The sequence below is a fragment of the Kiloniella sp. genome, from assembly GCF_965205715.1.
Lineage (GTDB): Bacteria > Pseudomonadota > Alphaproteobacteria > Kiloniellales > Kiloniellaceae > Kiloniella.
In genome coordinates this window covers 1408688-1430894 of record NZ_CBDBHW010000014.1, presented here as the reverse complement: position 1 = coordinate 1430894, position 22207 = coordinate 1408688, and the positions used below count along the sequence as shown (strand labels likewise).

The 22207-nt window shown below is 47.3% G+C and carries 25 protein-coding genes and 1 riboswitch; of the genes, 14 read left to right on the top strand and 11 right to left on the bottom strand.

Going from position 1 to position 22207, the window contains the following annotated elements; genetic code table 11:
- Positions 1–150 precede the first annotated feature (150 nt).
- Together ACOGW3_RS23900 and ACOGW3_RS23895 are read left to right on the top strand one after the other, a co-directional pair.
- Positions 151–837: an aspartate/glutamate racemase family protein gene (locus tag ACOGW3_RS23900; RefSeq protein WP_419905983.1), complete on the top strand. Its 687-nt coding sequence runs from the start codon at positions 151–153 to the stop codon at positions 835–837.
- Positions 834–1820, top strand: coding sequence for an asparaginase (locus tag ACOGW3_RS23895; RefSeq protein ID WP_419905233.1), 987 nt, complete (start codon positions 834–836; stop codon positions 1818–1820). The genes ACOGW3_RS23900 and ACOGW3_RS23895 overlap by 4 nt, the downstream gene beginning before the upstream one ends.
- On the opposite strand, the gene ACOGW3_RS23890 is transcribed toward ACOGW3_RS23895, so the two are convergent.
- Positions 1812–2633: a helix-turn-helix domain-containing protein gene (locus tag ACOGW3_RS23890; protein ID WP_419905232.1), complete on the bottom strand. Its 822-nt coding sequence runs from the start codon at positions 2631–2633 to the stop codon at positions 1812–1814. The two genes, ACOGW3_RS23895 and ACOGW3_RS23890, sit on opposite strands and share 9 nt — an antisense overlap.
- Positions 2634–2764: 131 nt before the next feature.
- Between ACOGW3_RS23890 and ACOGW3_RS23885 the strand changes: the two genes are divergently transcribed.
- From ACOGW3_RS23885 to ACOGW3_RS23875, 3 genes are read left to right on the top strand one after another with little or no spacing between them, the layout of a single operon-like run.
- Positions 2765–3949 (top strand): amino acid ABC transporter permease, encoded by a 1185-nt coding sequence (locus ACOGW3_RS23885; RefSeq protein ID WP_419905231.1) that lies wholly within the window; start codon positions 2765–2767, stop codon positions 3947–3949.
- Positions 3950–3953: 4 nt separating this feature from the next.
- Complete coding sequence (locus tag ACOGW3_RS23880) at positions 3954–5054, top strand: amino acid ABC transporter permease (RefSeq protein ID WP_419905230.1); 1101 nt, start codon at positions 3954–3956, stop codon at positions 5052–5054.
- Positions 5055–5069: 15 nt separating this feature from the next.
- The gene (locus ACOGW3_RS23875; RefSeq protein ID WP_419905982.1) at positions 5070–5858 is read left to right on the top strand and encodes an amino acid ABC transporter ATP-binding protein; all 789 of its coding nucleotides are present in this window, start codon (positions 5070–5072) and stop codon (positions 5856–5858) included.
- Between the two features lie 249 nt (positions 5859–6107).
- Here ACOGW3_RS23875 and ACOGW3_RS23870 read toward each other — a convergent pair whose 3' ends face one another.
- Complete coding sequence (locus tag ACOGW3_RS23870) at positions 6108–6776, bottom strand: aquaporin (RefSeq protein WP_419905229.1); 669 nt, start codon at positions 6774–6776, stop codon at positions 6108–6110.
- A 127-nt stretch (positions 6777–6903) separates the two neighbouring features.
- The gene (gene arsH / locus ACOGW3_RS23865) at positions 6904–7620 is read right to left on the bottom strand and encodes an arsenical resistance protein ArsH (protein ID WP_419905228.1); all 717 of its coding nucleotides are present in this window, start codon (positions 7618–7620) and stop codon (positions 6904–6906) included.
- A gap of 97 nt (positions 7621–7717) precedes the next feature.
- On the opposite strand from arsH, the gene ACOGW3_RS23860 reads away from it, so the two are divergent.
- A complete protein-coding gene (locus tag ACOGW3_RS23860) occupies positions 7718–8047 on the top strand; it encodes an ArsR/SmtB family transcription factor (RefSeq protein WP_419905227.1) in 330 nt (109 codons plus the stop codon).
- 9 nt (positions 8048–8056) lie between these two features.
- On the opposite strand, the gene ACOGW3_RS23855 is transcribed toward ACOGW3_RS23860, so the two are convergent.
- The 6 genes from ACOGW3_RS23855 to ACOGW3_RS23830 all read right to left on the bottom strand — a co-directional run bounded on the left by ACOGW3_RS23855 (position 8057) and on the right by ACOGW3_RS23830 (position 13240).
- Complete coding sequence (locus ACOGW3_RS23855) at positions 8057–8347, bottom strand: hypothetical protein (protein ID WP_419905226.1); 291 nt, start codon at positions 8345–8347, stop codon at positions 8057–8059.
- A gap of 235 nt (positions 8348–8582) precedes the next feature.
- Positions 8583–9758, bottom strand: coding sequence for a M48 family metallopeptidase (locus tag ACOGW3_RS23850; RefSeq protein ID WP_419905225.1), 1176 nt, complete (start codon positions 9756–9758; stop codon positions 8583–8585).
- Complete coding sequence (locus ACOGW3_RS23845; RefSeq protein WP_419905224.1) at positions 9667–10404, bottom strand: YjgN family protein; 738 nt, start codon at positions 10402–10404, stop codon at positions 9667–9669. Before ACOGW3_RS23845 ends, ACOGW3_RS23850 begins: the two co-directional genes overlap by 92 nt.
- A gap of 60 nt (positions 10405–10464) precedes the next feature.
- Positions 10465–11277, bottom strand: coding sequence for an IS21-like element helper ATPase IstB (istB, locus tag ACOGW3_RS23840; protein ID WP_419901088.1), 813 nt, complete (start codon positions 11275–11277; stop codon positions 10465–10467).
- Positions 11274–12782: an IS21 family transposase gene (istA, locus tag ACOGW3_RS23835; protein ID WP_419901087.1), complete on the bottom strand. Its 1509-nt coding sequence runs from the start codon at positions 12780–12782 to the stop codon at positions 11274–11276. The genes istB and istA overlap by 4 nt, the downstream gene beginning before the upstream one ends.
- 164 nt (positions 12783–12946) lie before the next feature.
- Entirely contained in the window at positions 12947–13240 is a 294-nt protein-coding gene (locus ACOGW3_RS23830; RefSeq protein WP_419905223.1) for a DUF898 family protein, read from the bottom strand.
- Between the two features lie 521 nt (positions 13241–13761).
- Here ACOGW3_RS23830 and mtgA point away from each other — a divergent pair.
- Positions 13762–14427 carry a monofunctional biosynthetic peptidoglycan transglycosylase gene (gene mtgA / locus ACOGW3_RS23825; protein WP_419905222.1) on the top strand — a complete coding sequence of 222 codons (666 nt, stop codon included), beginning with the start codon at positions 13762–13764 and terminating at the stop codon, positions 14425–14427.
- Between the two features lie 169 nt (positions 14428–14596).
- Here the strand turns inward: mtgA and ACOGW3_RS23820 are convergent, their stop codons facing one another.
- Positions 14597–15829, bottom strand: coding sequence for an ISL3 family transposase (locus tag ACOGW3_RS23820; RefSeq protein ID WP_419901077.1), 1233 nt, complete (start codon positions 15827–15829; stop codon positions 14597–14599).
- On the opposite strand from ACOGW3_RS23820, the gene ACOGW3_RS23815 reads away from it, so the two are divergent.
- The gene (locus ACOGW3_RS23815) at positions 15816–15995 is read left to right on the top strand and encodes a hypothetical protein (protein WP_419905221.1); all 180 of its coding nucleotides are present in this window, start codon (positions 15816–15818) and stop codon (positions 15993–15995) included. The two genes, ACOGW3_RS23820 and ACOGW3_RS23815, sit on opposite strands and share 14 nt — an antisense overlap.
- Here ACOGW3_RS23815 and ACOGW3_RS23810 read toward each other — a convergent pair.
- Positions 15931–16308, bottom strand: coding sequence for a VOC family protein (locus ACOGW3_RS23810; RefSeq protein ID WP_419905220.1), 378 nt, complete (start codon positions 16306–16308; stop codon positions 15931–15933). The two genes, ACOGW3_RS23815 and ACOGW3_RS23810, sit on opposite strands and share 65 nt — an antisense overlap.
- Between ACOGW3_RS23810 and ACOGW3_RS23805 the strand changes: the two genes are divergently transcribed.
- The 6 genes from ACOGW3_RS23805 to tnpA all read left to right on the top strand — a co-directional run bounded on the left by ACOGW3_RS23805 (position 16283) and on the right by tnpA (position 21934).
- Positions 16283–16885, top strand: a complete 603-nt coding sequence (locus tag ACOGW3_RS23805; RefSeq protein ID WP_419905219.1) for a winged helix-turn-helix transcriptional regulator — start codon at positions 16283–16285, stop codon at positions 16883–16885. The genes ACOGW3_RS23810 and ACOGW3_RS23805 overlap by 26 nt on opposite strands.
- A 220-nt stretch (positions 16886–17105) precedes the next feature.
- Positions 17106–17930, top strand: coding sequence for an SDR family NAD(P)-dependent oxidoreductase (locus ACOGW3_RS23800; RefSeq protein WP_419905218.1), 825 nt, complete (start codon positions 17106–17108; stop codon positions 17928–17930).
- 68 nt (positions 17931–17998) lie between these two features.
- A riboswitch (cobalamin riboswitch) is annotated at positions 17999–18218 on the top strand.
- Positions 18219–18501: 283 nt separating this feature from the next.
- Positions 18502–19275, top strand: a complete 774-nt coding sequence (locus ACOGW3_RS23795) for an ABC transporter ATP-binding protein (protein ID WP_419905217.1) — start codon at positions 18502–18504, stop codon at positions 19273–19275.
- A 28-nt stretch (positions 19276–19303) separates the two neighbouring features.
- A complete protein-coding gene (locus ACOGW3_RS23790) occupies positions 19304–20269 on the top strand; it encodes an ABC transporter substrate-binding protein (RefSeq protein WP_419905216.1) in 966 nt (321 codons plus the stop codon).
- A 120-nt stretch (positions 20270–20389) separates the two neighbouring features.
- On the top strand, positions 20390–21391 hold the full coding sequence (locus ACOGW3_RS23785; protein WP_419905981.1) for a FecCD family ABC transporter permease: 1002 nt from the start codon (positions 20390–20392) through the stop codon (positions 21389–21391).
- Between the two features lie 108 nt (positions 21392–21499).
- Complete coding sequence (tnpA, locus tag ACOGW3_RS23780) at positions 21500–21934, top strand: IS200/IS605 family transposase (protein WP_419901154.1); 435 nt, start codon at positions 21500–21502, stop codon at positions 21932–21934.
- Positions 21935–22207: the final 273 nt, after the last annotated feature.

Here is a 22207-nt window from a genome sequence, read left to right as displayed (position 1 = left end):
TCCCTGCGCCTGTAAGTATTGATATTTTTCTTACAGGGTTACTTTTCAGGCCGTGTTTTTACGCGGCCTGAACTTTCTTTTATTGATCAATCATTCCAGAGCATCCCCATGAGAATAGTACCACGTAGTAAAAGGCAGCGAATAGGCTTGGTGGCAGGTTCCGGGCCTGAAGCCGGTGTCGATTTATGGTCAAAACTGATCGGTGAGTCCAAAGCCCTTCTCGAAAACAAATACGAGGGTGATCTGGATGGGCCACGTGTTCACATCATCTCCTCTCCGGTTCTCGGCATGTCGATGGAGCTCGAGAAGAATGACCTTGCAGTGTGGCCAGAGCTTGAACGCGTGTTTGATGAACTGGCCGAGAAAGTGGACTATATTGCAATCGCCTGTAATACGCTGAACTATTACGAACACCAGATAAAAGCGAAGCCACGTAAGGCAACTTTTATCTCGGTCTCTGATGTCGTCACATCTTATCTCAAGGAACATAACGCGACGAGCATTGCTCTTTTGGGGGCATCGCCTGTAACGCAGCTTGACGATTGGTCGGTTTACTCCAGCCTGTGTGATCACTTTGATGTCGAGATACCAGAGGATATTTCGCAGCTGCATCGGCTCATTTATGACGTCAAACGATACGGCGGAACACAACCCGCCATTATAGAGCAGTTCGAGCAACTGGTCAGTGGGCTTCGCTCCAAAATAGTGCTGCTCGCCTGCACTGAATTACCGCTTATTCCCATAATAATGCCGGAACACAACGTGGTTGATGTCACTCAATTACTGGCGCGTGAGCTCATTGCACGCACTTATTGCCATGAAGCCAGCCAGGCTTGAGTGTCGAAGATCAAAAGGGACAAATTTTGCGTTATCTTGTTATACACACGGGTGGAACCATTGGCATGGTGCAAACACCATCAGGTTTTGCCCCGCAACCAGGCATCGTGGAAGCGGAAATTAAACGCCTAAATCACGAAGTCATACCTGACTCATCGTTGGATGTCGAAGCGCTTCGTCCACTCATTGATAGCGCCTTGGCTTCTCCAGCAGATTGGTCCCGAATTGCCAATACGATCAAAGCGAATTATGAAGCATTTGACGGCTTTCTGGTGACACATGGTACCGATACTCTTGTCTTTACGGCAGCCGCGCTTTGTTTCGCCTTACAGGGGTTGAATAAGCCCGTTATCCTTACGGGATCTATGCTTCCTCTGACAGTGGAGGGCAGCGATGGGACGGAGAACCTTGTCGATGCAATATCTGCTCTTGGCAAAACCCCTGCGGGGGTTTGGGTTCAATTTTCTGGAAACCTATTGCCTGGATCGAGGCTCATCAAGAAATCCTCAATGGATCTTGATGCCTTCACAGCAAGCAAACAGAGTTCAGAACCTTTACATTCTGGAAATACACTTACTCTTCACCCTTATCCTGATGTGAAAATCCCAATCCTGACGCTATCGCCCGGCATCTCGGGGGATATCCTGGACACCGTTCTTAGTCAGGTCGACGGAGTGGTGTTGAGGTGTTACGGCGCTGGTACGGCCCCTTATAGCCAGTCCCTTGAAAAGGCCTTTCGCGACGCGTTTAACCGAGAGGTTCCAATACTGGCCGTCAGTCAGTGCTATCAAGGCGGTGTGAATTTATACACTTATCAAGCAGGGGCGACCTTGAGAGAAAATGGCGTCTTGGATGGGCGAGATATCACTGCAGAAGCCGCATTTGTGAAGCTCTACCATGCCTTAGGACGGGGACGTGATTTTGACGAAATACGTTCGCTTCTTACCACGCCTCTTTGTGACGAAATGAGCCAGTTAAAGTAGGGCTGCTTCCATTAAATTGCGATCAGGGTCAAGGGTGCTTCGAAGTGTTTGTTGGATCTCCTGATGGATTTGCTCATCGCCGTAATCAAACAGACCACACATTTTCATGCTGTTGCGAATATCCACTGACTTTCCAAGAAACTGATAAACGATCCGGGTTGCTGCCGGTGCGCGCATCGCATGGGCAGCAACGCCTGACATAATACCGGACAGATACTGTATCCGGTTTTTGTAACTTGGATAAAGAATGGTATGCGTCACCTCGTTGCGGGTTAACATCTCCATTGTCGTGATGAAAATCCGATCTCCCAGCATGTAGATTATCCCCTCATATTTACAGGTAAATCCGTTTGCTTCGGGTTGATCTTTTTGCGCGATGTTTTCAAGCGACTTTATGTTTGCACCAAACGGGGTAATGTAAATTTGGGCGAAGCCTCGGAGTATTTTTCCAGGGTTCGACATGGAATTGTAATAGGTAAAATAATAGCCGACGTATGGATCCAGCTTTGTCCGGGAGCTTAAAACCACGTCTTCAACGGTATTGACCGGAATGTTTTTGACAACTTGTACTCGGCTACCATGTGGTTTGAGGCGAACGAGTTCTGAGAATTGTCCGTGTGGTAAAAGAAGCTCTGCCTCCTCAACGCCGAAAAAATCACACAGCTTGCGCATAAGGCGTAGCGAGGGCTGAGTTTGGCCGTTTAGATAACGGTTAAATTGCGGGCGGTTAATTTTGAGCTTACGGCAGACTTCAGCTATCGATTGATGGTAGCTGCACAGCAGGCGCAAGTTCTTTGGTAGATCTGTATACATCCCCTAGGTTTAACTAATTGTCGCTATTTATGCAACAAGTAGCATCATCAATTTGCTGCTAGCGAAATTGGTTTTTGTTCTGTCCCCGATCAAAATAGGAGGAACAATAGAACCCACAGGGAGTATAGACGTTGGTCAGCAACGAAAAACCGCCCAGCAGCATTCTGCGTTTCAATATATATGACTCGAAAGTGAGAGGGCTGATAAGTCAGATCATCGTGATCGTTCTGTTCACGGCCTTCTCTATCTATATCATCAATAACACGGCGGCCAATCTGGTTGATCGCGGTATTTCCACTGGCTTCAATTTCATCAATGCGCCGGCAGGCTATGATGTCAGTCAGATGCTTATTCTGTTCGAGGAACCGATTACCCATGGACAGATGTTCGTCATTGGGCTTCTAAACACAGCTGTCGTTGCTGTACTTGGGGTTTTTCTGGCAACCATCATTGGCTTGCTGTTTGGTATCATGCGCTTGTCAAACAACTGGCTCGCAGCTGGTGTCGCCTATGTTTACGTTGATTCCTTACGTAACGTCCCAATCCTTTTACAGATCCTGTTCTGGTACGGTATCCTTTTAACACTGCCGGGTGTCAGGCAAAGCATCGTCTTGGCTGATGTCATTTCGTTTAATAATCGGGGTTTGTTTTTACCAGCACCTGTTTTCAATCAGGGCTTCTCCCTTGTCCTCTTTGGGTTTATTTCAGGGCTGGTTATTACAATTGTCCTTGTGCTGTGGAGCAAGCGGAGGCAACGGTTAACGGGGCAGAGTTTTCCGGCCGGGTTTTACGGGACCTTACTGACTGTTCTTCTTGTCTTTGTCTCTTATTTCATTTCTGGATCCCCGCTATCCTGGGATATTCCCGAGTTGAAAGGTTTCAGCTTCAGGGGGGGATTTGTTATCAGTCCCGAGTTTACGGCACTGCTTCTGGCGCTTGTCTTTTACACCGCTACCTATATCGCCGAAATTTTACGTTCTGCGATTGAATCTGTTTCTGCAGGACAAAAAGAAGCCGCTGCCGCTCTGGGTTTGCAACCTGGGCAGATGATGAAACTGATCCTCATCCCACAGGCTCTGCGTGTCGCTATTCCTCAGCTTACAAGTCAGTATCTCAATCTAACAAAGAACTCATCGTTGGCTGTTGCCATTGGCTACCCAGATCTGGTCGCAACATTCGGTGGCACAACTTTGAACCAGACAGGCCAAGCCGTTGAAGTGATCGCCATTACAATGGCTGTTTATTTGATTTTCAGCTTGGTCATCTCCCTCTTCATGAACTGGTTCAATGCACATGTTGCACTTAAGGAGCGGTAGATCCATGACTATTACTCACGAAATCATCCCTCAATCTCCTGCGCCAGCAAACATCCGGACAAATGCTTTCACCGTTGTGCGAAAGCGCCTGTTTGGATCAGTTGGGGATACCCTGATAACTCTGATAATTTTGGCCTTTCTGGTGAAGTTTTTACCACCCGTTCTTGACTGGTTGTTTTTTTCAGCGGATTGGGTTGGTCAATCGCGAAATGATTGTACCTCCGGTGGTGCTTGCTGGGCCGTTATCTCTGCTCGCTTTCGGCAGTTTCTGATCGGATTTTATCCCGCAGAAGAAGCGTGGCGTGTTTTGCTCGCGGCAGTTCTCTTAATCTTAGCGCTGATCCCCTGCTTGATAGAGAAAGTACCTTACCGTCGATATGGTCTCGCCTTTGCAGGATTTTACCCGCTAATAGCAGCCGTACTTCTGGCAGGCGGTCTGGGGCTTGAAGATGTTGCAACCTCTCGCTGGGGCGGTCTTCTTTTAACGCTTGTTTGTGGGGTTGTGGGTATCGCGGTGTCGCTGCCGCTTGGAATTTTGCTCGCCTTGGGGCGGCGCTCGACCCTTCCGGTTATCTCGACACTTTGCATCTTATTTATTGAATTTATCCGTGGGGTGCCGCTCATTACCATTTTGTTCATGTCATCAGTGATGCTGCCCTTATTCCTGCCGCCAGGGACAACGATGGATCAAATGGTACGTGCGCTTGTTGGCATATCGCTCTTTGCGTCTGCCTATATGGCCGAAGTCATTCGCGGCGGCCTGCAATCCATTCCAAAAGGGCAGTATGAAGCCGCTGATGCTCTCGGTCTCAGCTATTGGCGATCTATGAGATTTATCATTTTGCCTCAAGCTCTTAAGATCGTAATCCCAGGCATTGTGAATACCTTCATCAGCCTTTTCAAGGACACCAGCCTCGTCCTGATCATTGGACTATACGACCTGCTTGGTATCGCCAACTCTTCGATTACTGATGCCAACTGGATTGGTTTGTCGAATGAAGTTTACGTTTTCACCGCGGCAATTTTCTGGATTTTCTGTTTTGCGATGTCGCGTTACAGCCTCTGGCTCGAAGACAGGCTGCATACCGGACATAAAAAAAGATAAGGACCCATAGCTATGATGACACAAGACGCAACTCTCTCTGCCAACCCAACCAGCATGCAGGTCTCTGACGAGGTCACCATTCAGATCTCAGATATGAATAAGTGGTACGGTGATTTTCATGTTCTTCGCGATATCAACCTAACGGTTAATGCTGGTGAACGCATCGTAATCTGTGGTCCTTCAGGATCGGGTAAATCAACATTGATCCGATGCATCAATCGCCTTGAAGAACACCAGTCAGGTCAAATTGTTGTGGATGGCATAGAGCTGACATCGGATCTTAAAAATATCGATAAGGTTCGTTCAGAAGTCGGGATGTGTTTCCAGCATTTCAATCTCTTCCCCCACTTAACCATACTGGAAAACTGTACCCTAGCTCCGATTTGGGTGCGCAAAGTTCCCCAACAGGAAGCCATCGACACCGCGATGCATTTTCTGGAGAAAGTGAAAATTCCAGAGCAGGCCAATAAATATCCCGGCCAACTCTCGGGTGGTCAACAGCAACGTGTGGCGATTGCAAGGTCGCTCTGCATGAAACCGCGTATGATGCTGTTTGACGAGCCCACATCCGCTCTTGATCCCGAAATGATCAAGGAGGTCCTGGACACCATGATTAACCTTGCTGAAGAAGGCATGACCATGATCTGCGTTACCCACGAAATGGGGTTCGCTCGCCAAGTCGCCAACAGGGTCATTTTTATGGACCAAGGACAAATCATCGAAGAGAACGAACCAAACGAGTTCTTCAATAACCCGCACAACGCCCGGACCAAGATGTTCCTCAGCCAGTTGCTTGGACACTGATTGGGGGAGGCATCCATTTTTCTCGGCTTTGTTGCAACATCAATAGACAAAGAAATTCAACTAGGAACTGGCACTGAAACAAATTCTCTCTTCTTTAGTTCCTAGTATAAACGGTGGTTTTAGACAATCCTATAAACCACCGTTTATCGGATTGGTCTTTCCCTTGAGGACGGCTCTTTCTGTAACGGTTGCTATCCCCAGGCGCGTGCATTTTTGGGAGATACGCCGAAGTATTTTTTGAACTCCCTGCTAAAATGTACTGGCTTGGTTTTCCTCATCAAGCAACCAGTTGAAAAAAAGGGTCGCAAGGCAGGCTGCGGTGAGTTGGACAGCTACAAACGCCAAAATGCTGGCGGGGTCGATGCCTGCAAAGGTATTGGAAAACCCACGGGCGATGGTCACTGCAGGGTTGGCAAATGACGTCGAGGACGTGAACCAGTAGGCCGCAGTAATATAGAGGCCGACAGCGTAGGGGATGGCCTCTACGCGACTTTTCAAGCAGCCAAGAAGAGTGCCAACCAATCCAAAAGTAGCTACAAACTCACCCACCCATTGTCCCATCCCGCTGCGCACGGTTGTCGAGGGATCAATCAAGGCATTGTCAAACATCACGTGGGCAACCAAGACGCCACAAATGCCGCCAAGGATTTGAGAGAAAATATAAAGGACGGAATTTGGTACAGAGATCTCTTTGCGTATGGCGAAAGAAAGCGTCACCGCGGGATTGAAATGAGCCCCGGAAATTGGCCCGAATACCAAGATGATCACAACCAGGATAGCCCCGGTCGGAATGGTGTTTCCCAAAAGGGCAATGGCCACATTTCCGTCGGCAAGGCGCTCGGCCATAATGCCTGAGCCGATAACCGTGGCTAACAGGGAAAATGTGCCCAGCCATTCTGCCATCAATTTGCGTATCATACCCTAAACTCCGGTGTTGAAATGGCTGTGGAGATGTAAATGATGGTGGACTGAACCACACAAGAACGACTGTTCTCGATATCGTTTAGGGCCGGGGGGCAAAGCTGTTGTTCACTGGTATGGCTCATCATGATGACTTTTGATTGACCCGTTTTATCAGATCCGGTCCGCTTTCATTGCGCTCACTATAACGATCCACCAGGATATCTTTGCTATCGCGTGTCAGTAGGGTGAACTTAACCAGCTCTTCCATCACATCGACCATGCGATTGTAATTAGAGGATGGCTTCATCCGCCTTTGGTCATCAAATTCCTGGAATGCCTTTGGCGTGGAAGACTGGTTCGGGATGGTTAAAAGACGCATCCACCGACCAAGAATGCGTAATTGGTTCACGGTGTTGAAACTTTGCGAACCGCCACTGACTTGCATGACGGCCAGTGTTTTTCCCTGTGTCGGTCTTATCGCCCCAAGGGATAAGGGGATCCAATCGATTTGGGTTTTCATAATGCCTGTCATCGCGCCATGTCTCTCAGGTGAGCACCAGACCATACCTTCGGACCAGTTCACCAATTCGTGCAGTTCTTGCACTTTGTGGTGAGATGAAGAGGCATCAATATCATCGACCAATGGCAATCCAGAGGGGTTAAAACTTCGAGTTTCGGCGCCGAGCCCTGTTAATACCCTGGCCGCTTCCTCGTTCATTAATCTACTGAAAGAGCGTTCTCTGAGGGATCCATGAAGCAATAATATTTTGGGAGCATGCGTACTTCTTACGGGTGGAAAGAGTTGGCTCGGGTCAATTTTGGCAAAGGCTTCGTTATTTATGTTCGGTGTGTCAGTCAAAATATAATCCTCATTTCGATATTTGCCGTAATATCGAAATATATAGTGTTTTGGTTATTCTCTTGTCAAGTCTCCTCATTTCGGGCGATAACGAATTATGAATCAAAGACTCGCTATTGAAGCCTTCGCGGCTTTTGCTCATGACTCCCGGATGTCGATATATAAGATGCTGGTACGCGAGGCTCCAAGCGGGCTTCCGGTCGGGGAAATATCCCGGCAATTAAACATTTTACCTTCAACCCTGTCAGGGCATCTGGCCGTCCTTAAACGTGCCGATCTGGTACAGTCAACCCGACATCACCGTGAAATCCACTACGCGGCAAACCTGCATACCATGAATTCGCTGGTTGGTTTTATGCTCGCGGATTGTTGCGATGGGCAAATTGAAAATTGTACAAAAATATTAACGTTGTTGGACGGCAATTAGACAAAGCGATTAGCCAAAGGCTTTCTTAATTTGCTCTTCTGCAGCGCTTTTATTCCAATTGTTAGGTTCTTTCGTGGTTTCATCATCATCAGCAGGATCATTTTCATCATCATCATCATAAAACCACGGCGCCCCTTCTTCTAGCCACTCACGTCTTACTCCGGCAATATCGCCGACACTTCGCACTTCAAGGCCAAATTGTGTTCCACAACAGCAACAGATATCATGATTATCATACATAGGTGCTGGATCTTCTTCTAACCCGGGCCAACCGCATACACAGCATTTTATTCCACTCATTTGGAATTCTCCTAAAGCCTAGTTTAATCTGCCTAGTATCGGGTACTACCATGCCTGGCTACGCCGCGCATGGTGGTTCGAAAATCTCTTCAAATCTTTTTCAAGCGCTTCTGGTTTCCGAAGATCAACGCTTTTGTGAACACGCGGGTTTTGACTGGAAAAGCTGTTACCCAAGCGCCGGATTTTGGAACTCCACCTTAAGGTTGCAGAATTTGTTCATAATCCTTAGGCCCTATTATCGTGTTTGAATAAAAGCATCTATATCTTTAATGCGTTCAACACTGGATGGATGTGTGGATAGCCATTGCGGTGGTTCGCCTTCGCGCTCTGACATCCATATGAAGAATTTTTTTAAACCTGCAGGATCAAATCCTGCATCTTGAACCAGTCGCAACCCAAATTGATCGGCAGAGCTTTCATGCTCTCGTGAATAAGCAAGGGACATAATCAGGTTTCCCTCAAGAAGTAGATCTTCGATAAAAGGCCCCGTTTCGCCTGCTAAGAATGCGACTAGGATATATATGCTGAGTGATCGGTATGTTTGACGTAATCCATGTTTTTCGATTACATGACCCATTTCATGGCCCAAAACGCCAGCCAGGACATCTTCTTCATCAAATTGGTCAACAAATTCATCCGTGATCACGATTGTGCCGTTTGGCAAAGCAAATGCGTTTGGACCGACTTCTGGCATGCTACGGAAAAGAAGTTTGAAATCTGATGTGGCAATCTCATCTTTATCTATTTGGGCTAACAGACGATCAAAAATTTCCCGTACTTTGTTTTGTTCTGTATTTTCTAGCTGTGTTTTCTCTGCCATCGTTAAATCGATAGTGCTGAGCGTTCCGCTATCAATTTGTGCCACAACCACTGGGGGGGTTAAGGCTATGGCTGCTGTAACTATAATATCCAATCCAAAACGCCATAAAACCCAAATAGCGAGGATACATGATAAGACTAGAGCAATTAATCGGGGGCGAAATTGTTCTAATTCGTGAAGGATCGAACCGCGCGTTTCCCCGGTGAAAGCATGAACGCCTTCATGGTCATCAGTTTCAAATAGAGTGCCGTCAGGAAAGGTCATGCGCCGTGGCGCAGAACCCAGTGGTGGGTCGATTGAAACTTCGGATAAGCATGCGCAGGTAATCACAGTGCCCTGTTTATCAACAATGTCTAATACGAGATCACCTTGTTTGACCGTTTCGGATTGTTGTGGAAACCGTGATAAGATCGTTGCAGGTATACGGTTTGATTGCAACGCCGGGTATGCCCTGCCGTTTAAAGCAGGGCATTGGTTTGTGTGGTGTTCTGTCATTGGTTTAAATTGGGAGACCAACGTCGATACTTTCCAAATCTGTGAATGCATCACCAAAGGCAGATGTTTCTGATTGCTGTGTGCCAATGAAATCATCTAGTGAACCTGCTGGGATTAAGGCTGTATTTTCAGCAAGATATTTTGACATACGCACTTGGGCCCAGGGGATCATCAAGCCCACGGTACATAGTACGACTACGAAATTGGACAAAGCCAGCCAAAGTAACATACCTGGTGAAACGGTAGAGTTGAACCTGTGACCGCCTGTTAGTGTTGTTGCATTGAAAACTATGTTGCGGATCATGGCGAAGTAAATCATTGCCGCAGGCATGAGTGCAACGAAGAATAACAGGTAAAACATACCAATAAGGGACATTGCGCCTGTTGGATCGTGTTCAAGATTTTCCATCGCATGGGCAAACTCCAAGAAATTGAACCCAGTGATAGTGATACTCAGGCCACCAACAACCACGATCCATGCAAGAGAAATCAGAAATGCTATATAGAATGGCCCAACTGAGCTGTCGAAGTGGAACTCTGCTGTGCCCAAACGGTAGTTATTGATAATAAATTTTTGATTGGCACGGCTTAAAAATGGGACCGTAGTATAGGCTGTTAGGAGGGTTAGAATTGGATAGATGAAAAAGATAAGGAATGCTTTTATTCCTGTACCGATGAAGTTAAATCGTACATTCGAATAACTTGTCATGCGAGCGTTGAACATTTGTAGAGCGTCAACCACTTTGTCCGGTTGCGTCAACCACCTTGGCCGCTTTTGATGCGGCTGTGATCTGACGTTTATTTACGATGCTTCAGGCATATTTTTCACCTTTTTGTTTGTGGTTTTCCGCAACATTTTTTTGAGATTTTGGGCGGCTTCCCATTGTCTGTAGCTGTCGATATTCATCTCAAGAATGGTTGAGTGGTGAACAAGACGATCGATTGCTGCAACGGTCATGGCCTTATCTTGAAAAATATTGTCCCATCCGCTAAAAGGTTGATTGGCAGCAATTGCAATACTTCGGTACTCATATCGTCTGGCGATCAATTCAAAGAGCACGGATGTTTCAGATATATCCCTTTGTGCATAGGTAATATCATCGAGAATGATGAGATCAAATTTATCGAGTTTTGCGAGGGCGTTTTCGAGCATAAGTTCACGTCTGGCAGCCTGGAGTTTTTGCACCAGATCACTGGTTTGCGTATAGAGCACACGGTATCCAGCCTCTATAAGAGCATAACCTACGGCGCATAGGAGATGAGTTTTTCCTCCCCCTGAATTTCCAATGGCAATCAGATTTGCTCTTGCGTCAATCCAGTCACCGGCAGACAAGGCTTCGACCTGCGCCTTTTTCACGTTAGGCAGCCGCTTGAAGTTAAAAGTGGCCAGAGTTTTTCCGCCCAGCAGGTTTGATGCGTTGAGATGGCGTTGAATGCGTCGCGTGTCCCTTTCGGCCAATTCATATTCGGCCAAAACGGCAAGGAACCTGGCTGCTGACCAGCCCTCCTTGTCGGATTGGATTGCGATATCTTGCCAGTGTTTGTGAAAGCTGGGTAATCGTAAGTCAGTTAGCATAAGAGGCAGCTTGTGCTGATCCACTTCAATGTTTGTCATGCCCGATCCTCCAACAGAGTATCAAAGACTGATAATGAAGGTTGAACCACGGGAATATCAGGAGGTAAATCCGTGTTCTTTTTTGTGATATTCAGCTTAAGTTTTTTTGCGCAAGGTAGCCTTCCTGCATTGATTTCTCTCGAAATCAGGTGCGCGACTTCGGCCTCACAAGCCTCTTCGTGCGCAAGGAAAAGTATCCCAACCATCTGACGACACGCATCTCTGCGGGACAACTTTTTCTGAAACAATGTCCAGGCCAGGGAGTACTCGGTTCTTGGAAAAATACTGTCACGATAAATAGAATTGGCGAGTGCCTGAGGTTTACGTTTGAGAGCATGAATGACGTGATGATAATTGATAACATGAATGCGGGGGCCTTTGCCGTGCCCCCGCTCACGAGAATGGCTGACGACATGAGTGCTGCCTAGATAGGCTTCTATCCGGTTATCGTAAATATGGACACGCAAGCGTTGACCAATTAGGCGAGAAGGGGCGCTATAAAAAACCTGCTTAACTAAAAAACCACTTGTTTTGGTAACTCTCGACACGACTTCAGTGTAATCTGTTGTTCGCCGAGGAGGTAACGCCTTGAGAGATTTCAACTCTGTTTGGATATCTTGGTCACGATGTTTGTTCCGTCTAGCAATCAGCTCGTCCAAAAATCGCCGATACTCATCCAAAGTGTCAAAGTCATTACTGCCACGCAAAATCAGGGCCTGCTTTATCGCAGTCTTAAGGTGACCGTGGTGAGATTCAATGGCACCGTTCTCGTGTGATTCCCCTCTGTTATTTCGACTGGCCTCCATACCGTAGTGCTCAACAAAAGCAGAATAACGTTTGGTAATGTCCTCCTTTTCCTCAACGCTCAAATTCCGAAAGGCCGCAGACAGGCTGTCGGTCCGGTGGTTTTCAGGAGCGCCCCCCAAGGACCAAAGCGCATTTTGTAAGTTCTCCGCAAGGGCTGTAAAACTCTCACCGCCAAGTACGACCCCAACATGTTCCCATCGGCTATATACCAGAACAAAATGATAGAGCCGATGCACCAAAGGATCTCCTGCAATGGTAATACTTAAGTCGGCTGCATCCGTGAAATCTGATTGGCCCATGTAACCCGGCTCAGGTGTTTGCCTGAAAATGATATCCTTTTCAGGGCCATTCAGAGCCCGCCATCCCCGAACTCGGCGCTCTAACGTGCGCTTGACACGGTCATCGGGAAAACGGAGCGGATAGAGGCTCTGTATGTGGCGCAACAAAGTAATGGGTTTGACCGAGTTGTCTTTATCCAAAATGGGAAGGATGTCCTTATCCCAGATATCTTCAAGCGGATCAGAAACTGTTCGCCCTCGCTTTATATTGCGTTGTGACGGTAAAGTCGCATCAACGTCAAATCGGCGGGCCGTGCGTTCGCTAAACCCTGCGCGGGCAGCGGCGGTTCGTTGACCATGAGTTTTTCTATCTGTCATGTAAAGTCTCAGTTGTTCATCTGTGATAAATTTATACGGCAAACAGGTTCCTCCAATTACATCTAGAGGTTCCTAATTTATCAACTCACAGCAGCTTGTAACTAACACCAAATTAAGCCTTGGCCGGTGGATCTGATTATCAAACGGGCACGCCCTTTTTAATGATCAGATCCACCGGCCAAGGTGGTTGTCGCAACCGGCCAAGGTTATTGTCGCTGAACACCAATGGTCGGAGCCGCAATTAGCACGATGTTAAAGAGTATATAAACGCCAATTATGATTAAACGACCAATTAGAATTTGTTTTCCTGTTGCGTGGTAATCAAAATTTCGATCTGCAACATATGTATGGTTTGCGAAATATTTTCTTCTGCGTACTTTTGCCCAAGCAGAATAAATACCAATTGTCATGATGCTAAGTAATAGGTTTACGATCCAAATCCCAAACCATTCATTTGCATTTCCTGAAAATTTGAATTTCTCAAAAGTGTCTTCTGACATAAGTGTCCCCCTAAATTAAGTAGGACATATTTGATTTTTTTACATTTAGTTGCAAGGGATTATCTAATTGCAACTAAATGTGTCAACTTTGTTGCGCCTCGAATTGAGATAGATAAACTCACTTTGCTGCTTTTGGCGAAGTAAGGGGGAAGCAAATTTGAGCAATAACAGAAAAACATTGGGCAAATCGATTAGCCAAAAGCTTTCTTAATTTGTTCTTTTCCAGTGCTTTTATTCCAATCATTCCGAATTCTCTTAAATCGCCTAATTTGATCTGTCTAGCATTGAGGACCTAATCCATCCCCCCCCAATTTATAGATGAAGCTGGCCTAAATAATCTTCTAATTCCATCATTATGTTGCAAAAATACAATTTCGTTAGTACGCGTAGTGTGACTTACTAAATCCCATACACTGTTGAAAACACATGCAGTAGAAAACTTAGAAGATACTAAAATTTGTCTAACAAAAGTCTATCGGCAGGTACTTGATAGGGGCATCGACATGGATAAACGTAATTAGATGAAGATCTTTCTCCGTCGTCTCATTTGGGCGAGTGTGTTTATCGGGCTGGTCTTTCCGGTGACGACGATCCTTGTGTATCGGGTGCTGCCGCCATTGGCAACGCGGCTCATGCTGATCAGAAGCACTCCCATGCAGTACGACTTTGTGGAGCTGGAGGATATCTCTAAAAATCTTGTTCAAGCGGTTCTGGTCTCCGAGGATCAACGCTTCTGCCAACACGCGGGTTTCGATTGGAAACAGATGGGAATTGTCTGGGATGAGTTGTTGCATAACGGGACGGCGTCGCGCGGGGCGAGTACGATCTCTATGCAGACGGCCAAGAACCTTTTTCTCTGGCCCTCGCGCAGTAAAGTTCGAAAAGCCCTCGAGGTTCCGCTGACCTTGATGTTGGAAACGCTGCTGCCCAAGCGTCGGATTTTGGAACTCTATCTAAATATCGCAGAATTTGGCGATGGTATTTATGGCGCCGAGGCCGCCGCACAGGCCCATTTTAATCGATCCGCGAAAGTAATGACACGGGGGCAGGCCTCTCGTCTTGCGGCGGTCTTGCCCAATCCATTGGACCGAAATGCCGGGCGTCCCAGCCAGAATGTGCAAAAGCGAGCTAACCGAATTGCCGGAAATATCCGGGTCGCTCCTACCGCCCTCTGGTCCTGCCTATAAGTCAGAGGTTTACTCTCAGACAACTATCCATAAAGGGATAATACTGGTTCACCTAATCTAAGTTCAGATTTTTAGAAGCAAGACGAGTTCACAAAAATTAACTTTATTCGGCACTTCTCCGCTTTGTTGAGTAGATTTAGGAGGCACTTCTCCGCTTTGTTGAGTAGATTTAGGATTTCAAATAGAGCATAGATTGATTATCTGGAATGGATGATTGTCTAATTTTGAGTTTGAAGTATTCGGTATCCTTGATGCCTCTGGCTCGCTTACGGATCATTCCTATACTGACATTACCAGCCTCTATCCTGGCGCTTGTGAGCTTGTGTTTGGCGTAGTTGCAGATGCCCACACAATGTTTCCGTAGGGATTTCGCGAACTTTTTTAGATAGAGCATCTGTGACTGATCTGCTATCAGGCACCAACGTTCCAGTTGCTCCGCCATCGCCTCAAATGAAGCGGCACTCCACAGCAGCTGAAGCTGTTCTTTCAAGACGTAAAGTGCATTCAGGTTGCTATTGCTCTCCAGCAACCTTTGCAGCTTGTCACTTTGTTTTTCACTCAACTTATCCGCATTTTTGAGCAACAGATAATGTGTCCCTTTCATCAACTCTTTACCACTTGGATCGGCCTTTCTGAACTCAAGTCGACGCTGATTATGGATAGCTTTGCTGTAGTTTTTCATGACGTGGAAACGGTCAAATACTATGTCGGCCAACGGCAAGGACTCTCTGACAGCCTTTTGGTAGGCAGGCCCCATATCCATCGCTACGGCCTTTATTTTGCAGGCTGTATCTGGTTGCAGTTGTTTCAAAAACCTTGAAAAAACCTCGGCAGTTCGGCCTGCTTCAACCCAGATCAGATGACCGCCAACCATATCGTAGACCACCGTCATGTAGTCATGACCTTTCGCCCGGGCAACTTCATCTACACCAATATATTCCAAGCCAGTTAGCTCTGCAGGATCAAGCGTAGGGAGAGTTTCAATAAGGTATGCCCTGTCGATATTCTTGACCGTTTCCCATCGTATATCCAAATGTCTGGAAACCGCTTGAATAGACATATGCCGACATAATCCACTGATCAGTCGGCAAAATCGGTGAGTGAAACGGCACCCTTTATCAACAAAATCACACCCCTCAATGCGGCGTTCGCCCTTGTTAATATAAACCTGCGCCAGCTCAATCTCGACCACACAAGGATACCCAAAAAGGGGGATGTCGTTTACTTGTCGGCGGACATGCTGGTTGATGCTTCCCTTCTGGCCTGTAGCAGGGTCTATAGCCCTCCTACGCGCGTCTCGGCTGCAGTGAATGACAATCTTAACACCGCCGTCATCCAGTTTAATTTCATTTACACGTTGCCCTTTGAGGCCTAAAATATGCTGCGAGATGTTGATTGTCATATACCTGCTCTATGTAAAGTTATCAGAAACCATACATATCAACAGGTTACTTGGCGGTCGGCATCTTTTTCTACTCAACAAAGCGGAGAAGAGCCCTTTATTCAGCCTTCAGCGGACAGATCCTGTGCAATCATCAATGCATTTCCATCCGGATCATAGAATGTAGCCGTGCTGACCATTCCCTCGATAGTCTCTGTCGGACCATCGAATTTAACACTAGCCTCCTCTAAAGCGCTTCGGGCTGTTGCGATATCCACAACGCCGAAAACAGGGACCGTATTCCCGGGTGAAGGTTCTGATTGTTCACCTAAACCAAGCGTCACGCCGGCGGCTTTCGTCTTTAATTCGCTCCATCCTGCTTCATCTGCGTGAAATAAGACCTCAAACCCGAGAATGTCCGCATACCATTTTGCGCTGGTGTGCCTGTCTCGCACCGACAGGGCGAGAGTTATTGTGTTTTCAAGTGTAATAACGGGCATTAGGCTTTCCCTTTTTCTAAAAGTATATATACTATACTATATGGACATAAAAGTACTTGTCAAATTGACGTCGAGAGCCTGGTCGCTGAAGGTCCTTGCACTGATGCATGAAGGGGTGCCGGGACGGCAGGCCCCTTTGCTTGCTGCCTCGGGTGCCAGTCGAACGGCTTTCGTGCATTCACTTTGTCATCTAGAAGGCTTGGGTCTTCTGGAACGCAACCCAGGGCATGGACATCCCCTCCGGCCAGAGTTTCGCCTGACACCGGTTGGGCAGACATTGGCACCCATCGCTCATAAAATAGAAGCAACCGTGGGAGATGAAACCGGAGCAATTCTGCTAAGGAAAATGTGGACCGTTCCGCTGCTGGCCGTGGCGAACAGGCCAAAAGTCTTTTCAGAGTTAAAGCGCGAACTGAATCCAATAACGGATCGTGCTCTATCTAAGTCACTCCGCGAACTTAACAACCAAAATTGGATTGAACGTTCTGTGAATGTGGAACTGCACCCCCCACGTCCCTATTATCAAGTCGTCAACGAGGGAGCGGAAATCAACCACGTGATTGGCTTGGCTGGGTGAGGATTGGTCAAAAAAAATTCCAAGGAGCCGACTTTGATGAAATCTGATGCCATTGAAATTGTAGTCGTAATTCAAGTAAATCAGGAATAGTGCATTCTTCTTTTGAGCTTGTATTCATCCCTAAATTTTACCGATGTCTTCGCGAGGTTTTCGGATAACGATGCTGTAATCGGGATGAAAAGGGATACAGTGATTTCGAGCATAAGAGTAAGGTAATGAAATGAGATTTAAAAAGAAGACAATTATCGTGACAGGGGGAAGCTCTGGAATTGGTTTTGGAATTTCCCGTAAATTTGCGCAAGAAGGGGCGCGGGTTGCGATCATCGCCCGAAACGAGAAAAGAGGGGGCGAGGCGGTTAGAGAGCTTCAGTCTTCTGGCTATGGGTGTGCATTTTTTAAGGCTGATATCACCGAAGAAAGCCAGGTAAAAGCCGCGATCTTATCGGTTGTTGAGCAGTATGGTGAGGTGCACACCCTCGTGAATAATGCTGGATGCGGCCTTATCAACAGCTCAATTGAAAGTGCGTCTACGATCAGCGAACGCCTTAACTTTTATCAAGGTGCTAATTTCAATTCAGCATATCTCGTCACCGCGCATTGCCTGCCATATCTGGCAAAAACATCTGGCAGCTCTGTTATCAACATATCTTCTACCGCTTCACAGCATGGTAATTGGGGGCTTTATGGTGTCGCAAAGGCGGGGGTCGAAGCATTAACCCGGTCATTTGCCGCAGAAGCGGCGCCTCTCGGCGTTCGTGTCAACTGTGTTAGTCCTGGTTGGATAGAAACGTCTCCAGAGCAAGCCGCCAAGGCGCAAGGAGCAGGCTCTTCTGATTGGACCTGCCCTCCGTCCTTGTTGGGGCGCATGGGCGAACCTGAGGAAATTGCTGGAGCGGTTTGTTTTTTTGCGTCCTCTGATGCGTCTTTTATAACCGGGCAAACACTTGTTGTTGACGGTGGCATGATGATCACGGATTACCCGTCTCAACCATCGTTGACTAGGATGGAAAACAGAGGTTTTTCGCAAACAGCTAATAAAGACTAATAAAACAGGCCTGTTCGTATTTTTATACAATCTGTGTCGGTTTTGCGCTTGTGCTCATTTCCAAATTTTGCCAACATCCGCGCGATGGTTCCTGGATATCTAAGCTGAATCCGGGATGAAAAGGGAATACGGTAAGGTGTAACCTTATAGGTGCCAATTCCGTGACTGCCCCCGCAACTGTATGTGGTTAGCCGCTCTGAGAGTGCCACTGGATTTATAAAATCCGGGAAGGTTCAGAGAAGCTTTGATCCACGAGTCAGGAGACCTGCCATCGTGTTATTAACTCAAACCGGGCGGGGTGCCTCGGAAAGGATGATAGACATGGCGACAGGTTTGTTCGCGTCACATCATATCGGTTTTCGACCCTCTTCGCCCGGGCACGGAGGGTGCCATGGAATTTATTACACGATATCTAAATCGACTCTTATTCAAATCTAATAAAGCGACTGTATGCCAGTATTTTGGCCTGATTCTTCAGGTCGATGATTTTGTTGCTAGTTGACAATAGTAGTTATGTTATAACATAACATTAAACGCAATATCATTCTAATTGAATAAGAAAATATGGGATATGACAAAAATAGCTCTAGAAGCTCGTAATCTCTCCTGGGGGGCGAACGGGGGCGGTGTGATTTTGCATGAGACCAGCTTTATGGTTGGTGCGGGCCGCATTCTTGGGGTTGTCGGCCCCAATGGTGCAGGTAAATCAATGTTGCTGCGATTGCTCTATCGCTTTTACCGTCCGCGAACAGGTCAGGTTCTGGTTGGTGGCAAAGATATCCAGACCATGGGGGCAAGGTCAGCGGCGCAACGCATTGCCGCGGTGCTTCAGGAACAGCCCACAGACTTTGCTCTGAGTGTAAGAGAAATCGTCGCGCTTGGCCGCACGCCGCATCGCAGAGGGTTATCCAGCAATGGTGCCCGAGATGCCGAAATCATTACATCGGCACTTTCGAAGTTGGACTTGCTCAGGTTTGCCGACCGTTCCTTTGGCACACTTTCCGGCGGCGAAAGACAGCGGGTCATGGTGGCCCGTGCACTTGCGCAAGAACCTAAGGTTCTCATCCTGGATGAGCCAACCAATCATCTTGATATCAGGCACCAACTTGAAGTGTTGACGTTGGTATCAGGACTTGGTTTGACCATCATCACCAGCTTGCACGATCTCAATCTGGCCAGTGCATACACCGACGATGTCCTGGTTCTGGCCGGGGGGCACAGTCTGGCCTTTGGTCCACCTGCAACGGTGTTGAACGAAGATCTCGTGTCCCGTGCCTTTCAAGTTAATACCCGGATTGAACGGCTGGAGCCCAGCGGTCAATCCCACTTTACCTATCATCTTTAAATACCATATTTTATCATTGGAGAACGCAATGCGTAACCTTTCACATTACTTTGGCCTATCCACTCTGGGGCTTAGCCTTGGACTGTCCTTCACAACGGCGAGTGCTTCTGATTTTCCGGTCACGGTGCAAAGCTGTAACCGCGACGTGGTTTTTGATGCGGCGCCAAAAGCAGCGGTATCAAACGATGTCAATCTGACAGAGATGATGCTGGTCCTTGGGCTGCGCGACAAAATGGTCGGCTATACTGGCATTTCCGGATGGAAAACCCTGGATGAAAAAATGCGCGATGGCGTGGCGCAATTGCCAGAACTTTCTGCAAAATATCCATCGAAAGAAGTTCTGGTTGGTGCCGATGCCGATTTCTACTTTGCCGGCTGGAATTACGGCATGAAAGTCGGTGGCGAAATCACACCGGAAACCTTGGATCCTTTTGGTATTAAGGTCTACGAGCTCAGTGAATCTTGCATTCATATCGGCGACAAACCAAAAGTATCCATGCAGGATATGTATAGCGACCTGTTAAACCTTGGGGCCATTTTTGGCGTGCAGGAAAAGGCCGAGCTCCTAGTCGCTAAATACAAAGACGACCTCACTTCTTTTCAATCCAGCCTTAAGGTAACAGAACAACCCGTTCGTGCTTTTGTTTATGACAGTGGCGAAGACAGGCCTTTCACCGCAGGCCGTTATGCGATGCCAACCGCGATGATTGAAGCCGCGGGTGGGATCAACATCATGGATGATTTTGATAAAAGCTGGGCCAAGGTCTGTTGGGAAGCCGTAGTCGAGCGCAATCCAGAGGTTGTTGTGATCGTTAACTATGGCAATGTCACCGCAGAGCAAAAGATTGAGTTTATGAAAAGTAATCCTGCTTTTGCCGATATCGATGCGGTGAAAAATGATCGCTTTGTCGTGCTGGAATATGTTGAGGCGACACCAGGTCCGCGCAATATCAATGCGGTTAAAAAACTCGCAACAGCCTTTCAGGCTCAGTAGATGAGCATGAGCAAAATGGAGCGGCCTCTATCAAAGGGGGCCGTTAGGACATCAGAGTATCATTCCCGAGTTCAAGACCATTCTGGTCAAAGCCTAGCAAGACAGAACCGATCACTTGTCTTGCTGTTTACGGGCGGAGGAATTTTTCTGTTATTCTCTGTTTGCGTTGCCGTCAGTATCGGGGCCATTTCGGTCCCGATGCAGACAGTATGGGGCATTGTCTTGAATAAGGTTGTACCGGGAATGATCGATCAAAGCTGGTCGGTCGGACGTGAAGCCATCGTCTGGGATATTCGGTTTCCCCGCACCATTCTGGCGGGGCTTGTCGGGGCAGGCTTGGCCTTGGTTGGGGCCACACTTCAGGCCGTAACCCGCAATCCTTTGGCTGATCCTCATTTGCTGGGCATTTCCTCCGGCGGAGCCTTTGGTGCCATCCTTGCGTTATTGCACACAGGTCTATTCCTCGGTCTATTAACTGTGCCGTTACTCGCATTTTTGGGTGCACTCTGTGCTTCTGCAATGGTCCTTGGCGTATCACGTCTGGCATCGGCAACCTCAGCGGATCGTCTTATCCTGGCAGGTGTCGCGGTCTCGTTTGTGGTGATGGCTGCTGCAAATGTTTTGATCTTTTTGGGCGATCCTCGTGCTACACACACGGTGGTGTTCTGGATGCTCGGTGGCCTCGGTCTGGCCCAGTGGTCTCAACTGATCTATCCTCTTGTCATTCTTGTCTTTTGTGGATTTTTTTTCTGGATTAAATCCGGTGATCTCAATGCCATGACCATCGGGGATGAAACCGCATCTACGCTCGGTATTCCTGTGGCCTATTTTCGGCTCACGATCTTTATCGTCGGGGCGCTTATTACCGGGGTGATGGTTGCTTTTTCCGGCATCATTGGCTTTGTCGGTTTGATGATCCCGCATATCGTGCGCATGATGGTTGGTGGAGATTACAGGCGCGTGTTGCCGACTTCTGCCCTTATCGGCGCGATATTCATGGTTTGGTCGGATGTCGCCGCACGTACCATCATGGCACCGGAAGATATTCCAATCGGCATTATCACCGGTCTTGTTGGCGGTTTGTTTTTTATCTGGCTACTCGGTCGTCGAAACAAAGTTTAATTTAATCCGGTAAACCCCCGGCTATGCCGGGGGACTCTCAATGGTTTGACCGTTCCCACGGTCTTACATTTCTTTGTTTATTGACCAAAATAACAAAGGAATTAGCCGATGAGAGATTACAAAAGCCTTGCACATACGAGATGGGATTGTAAATACCACGTGGTTTTCATCCCTAAACGCAGGCAAAAAGTTATCTATGGCAACCTACGTCAGTATCTTGGTGAAATTTTCCATGAACTGGCCGGGCATCGCGAAAGTAAGATTGAGGAGGGCCATTTGATGCCGGATCACATTCACATGTGTATCAGCATACCGCCCAAACATGCTGTTTCAAAAGTCGTTGGATACCTAAAAGGAAAAAGCGCGATTGCCATAGCTCGAAAATTCAAAAATAAAGCACGGAATTTCAAGGGTGAAAATTTTTGGGCCCGTGGATATTTCGTCTCAACTGTAGGGCTCGATGAACAGATGGTGAGGGAGTATATCAGAACGCAAGAAGAGCGTGATAAGTACTTTGACCAAATGGATATATTCAATCCATAACCGCTTTAGCGGTTCCCAATTTGCCCCTTTAAGGGGCTCACCCGCTTAAGCCCCCGGCTTTGCCGGGGGTCATTTAACTATTTTATGTAAAAGTCCGAGCTGATCTTGAAGGTGAGGCTACATTTCTTTGCCTTTTTACGACTGATTTTTGCCTCGTAAATCCGATTTATTTGTGAGGTGAAATTAATGTCTTTTCGCCCTTAAAATTCGCTATACAGCGCCGATCAAAATTGTCATGGTTTCCTCAAAATGGTGCGTAACTTTATGCGGGAT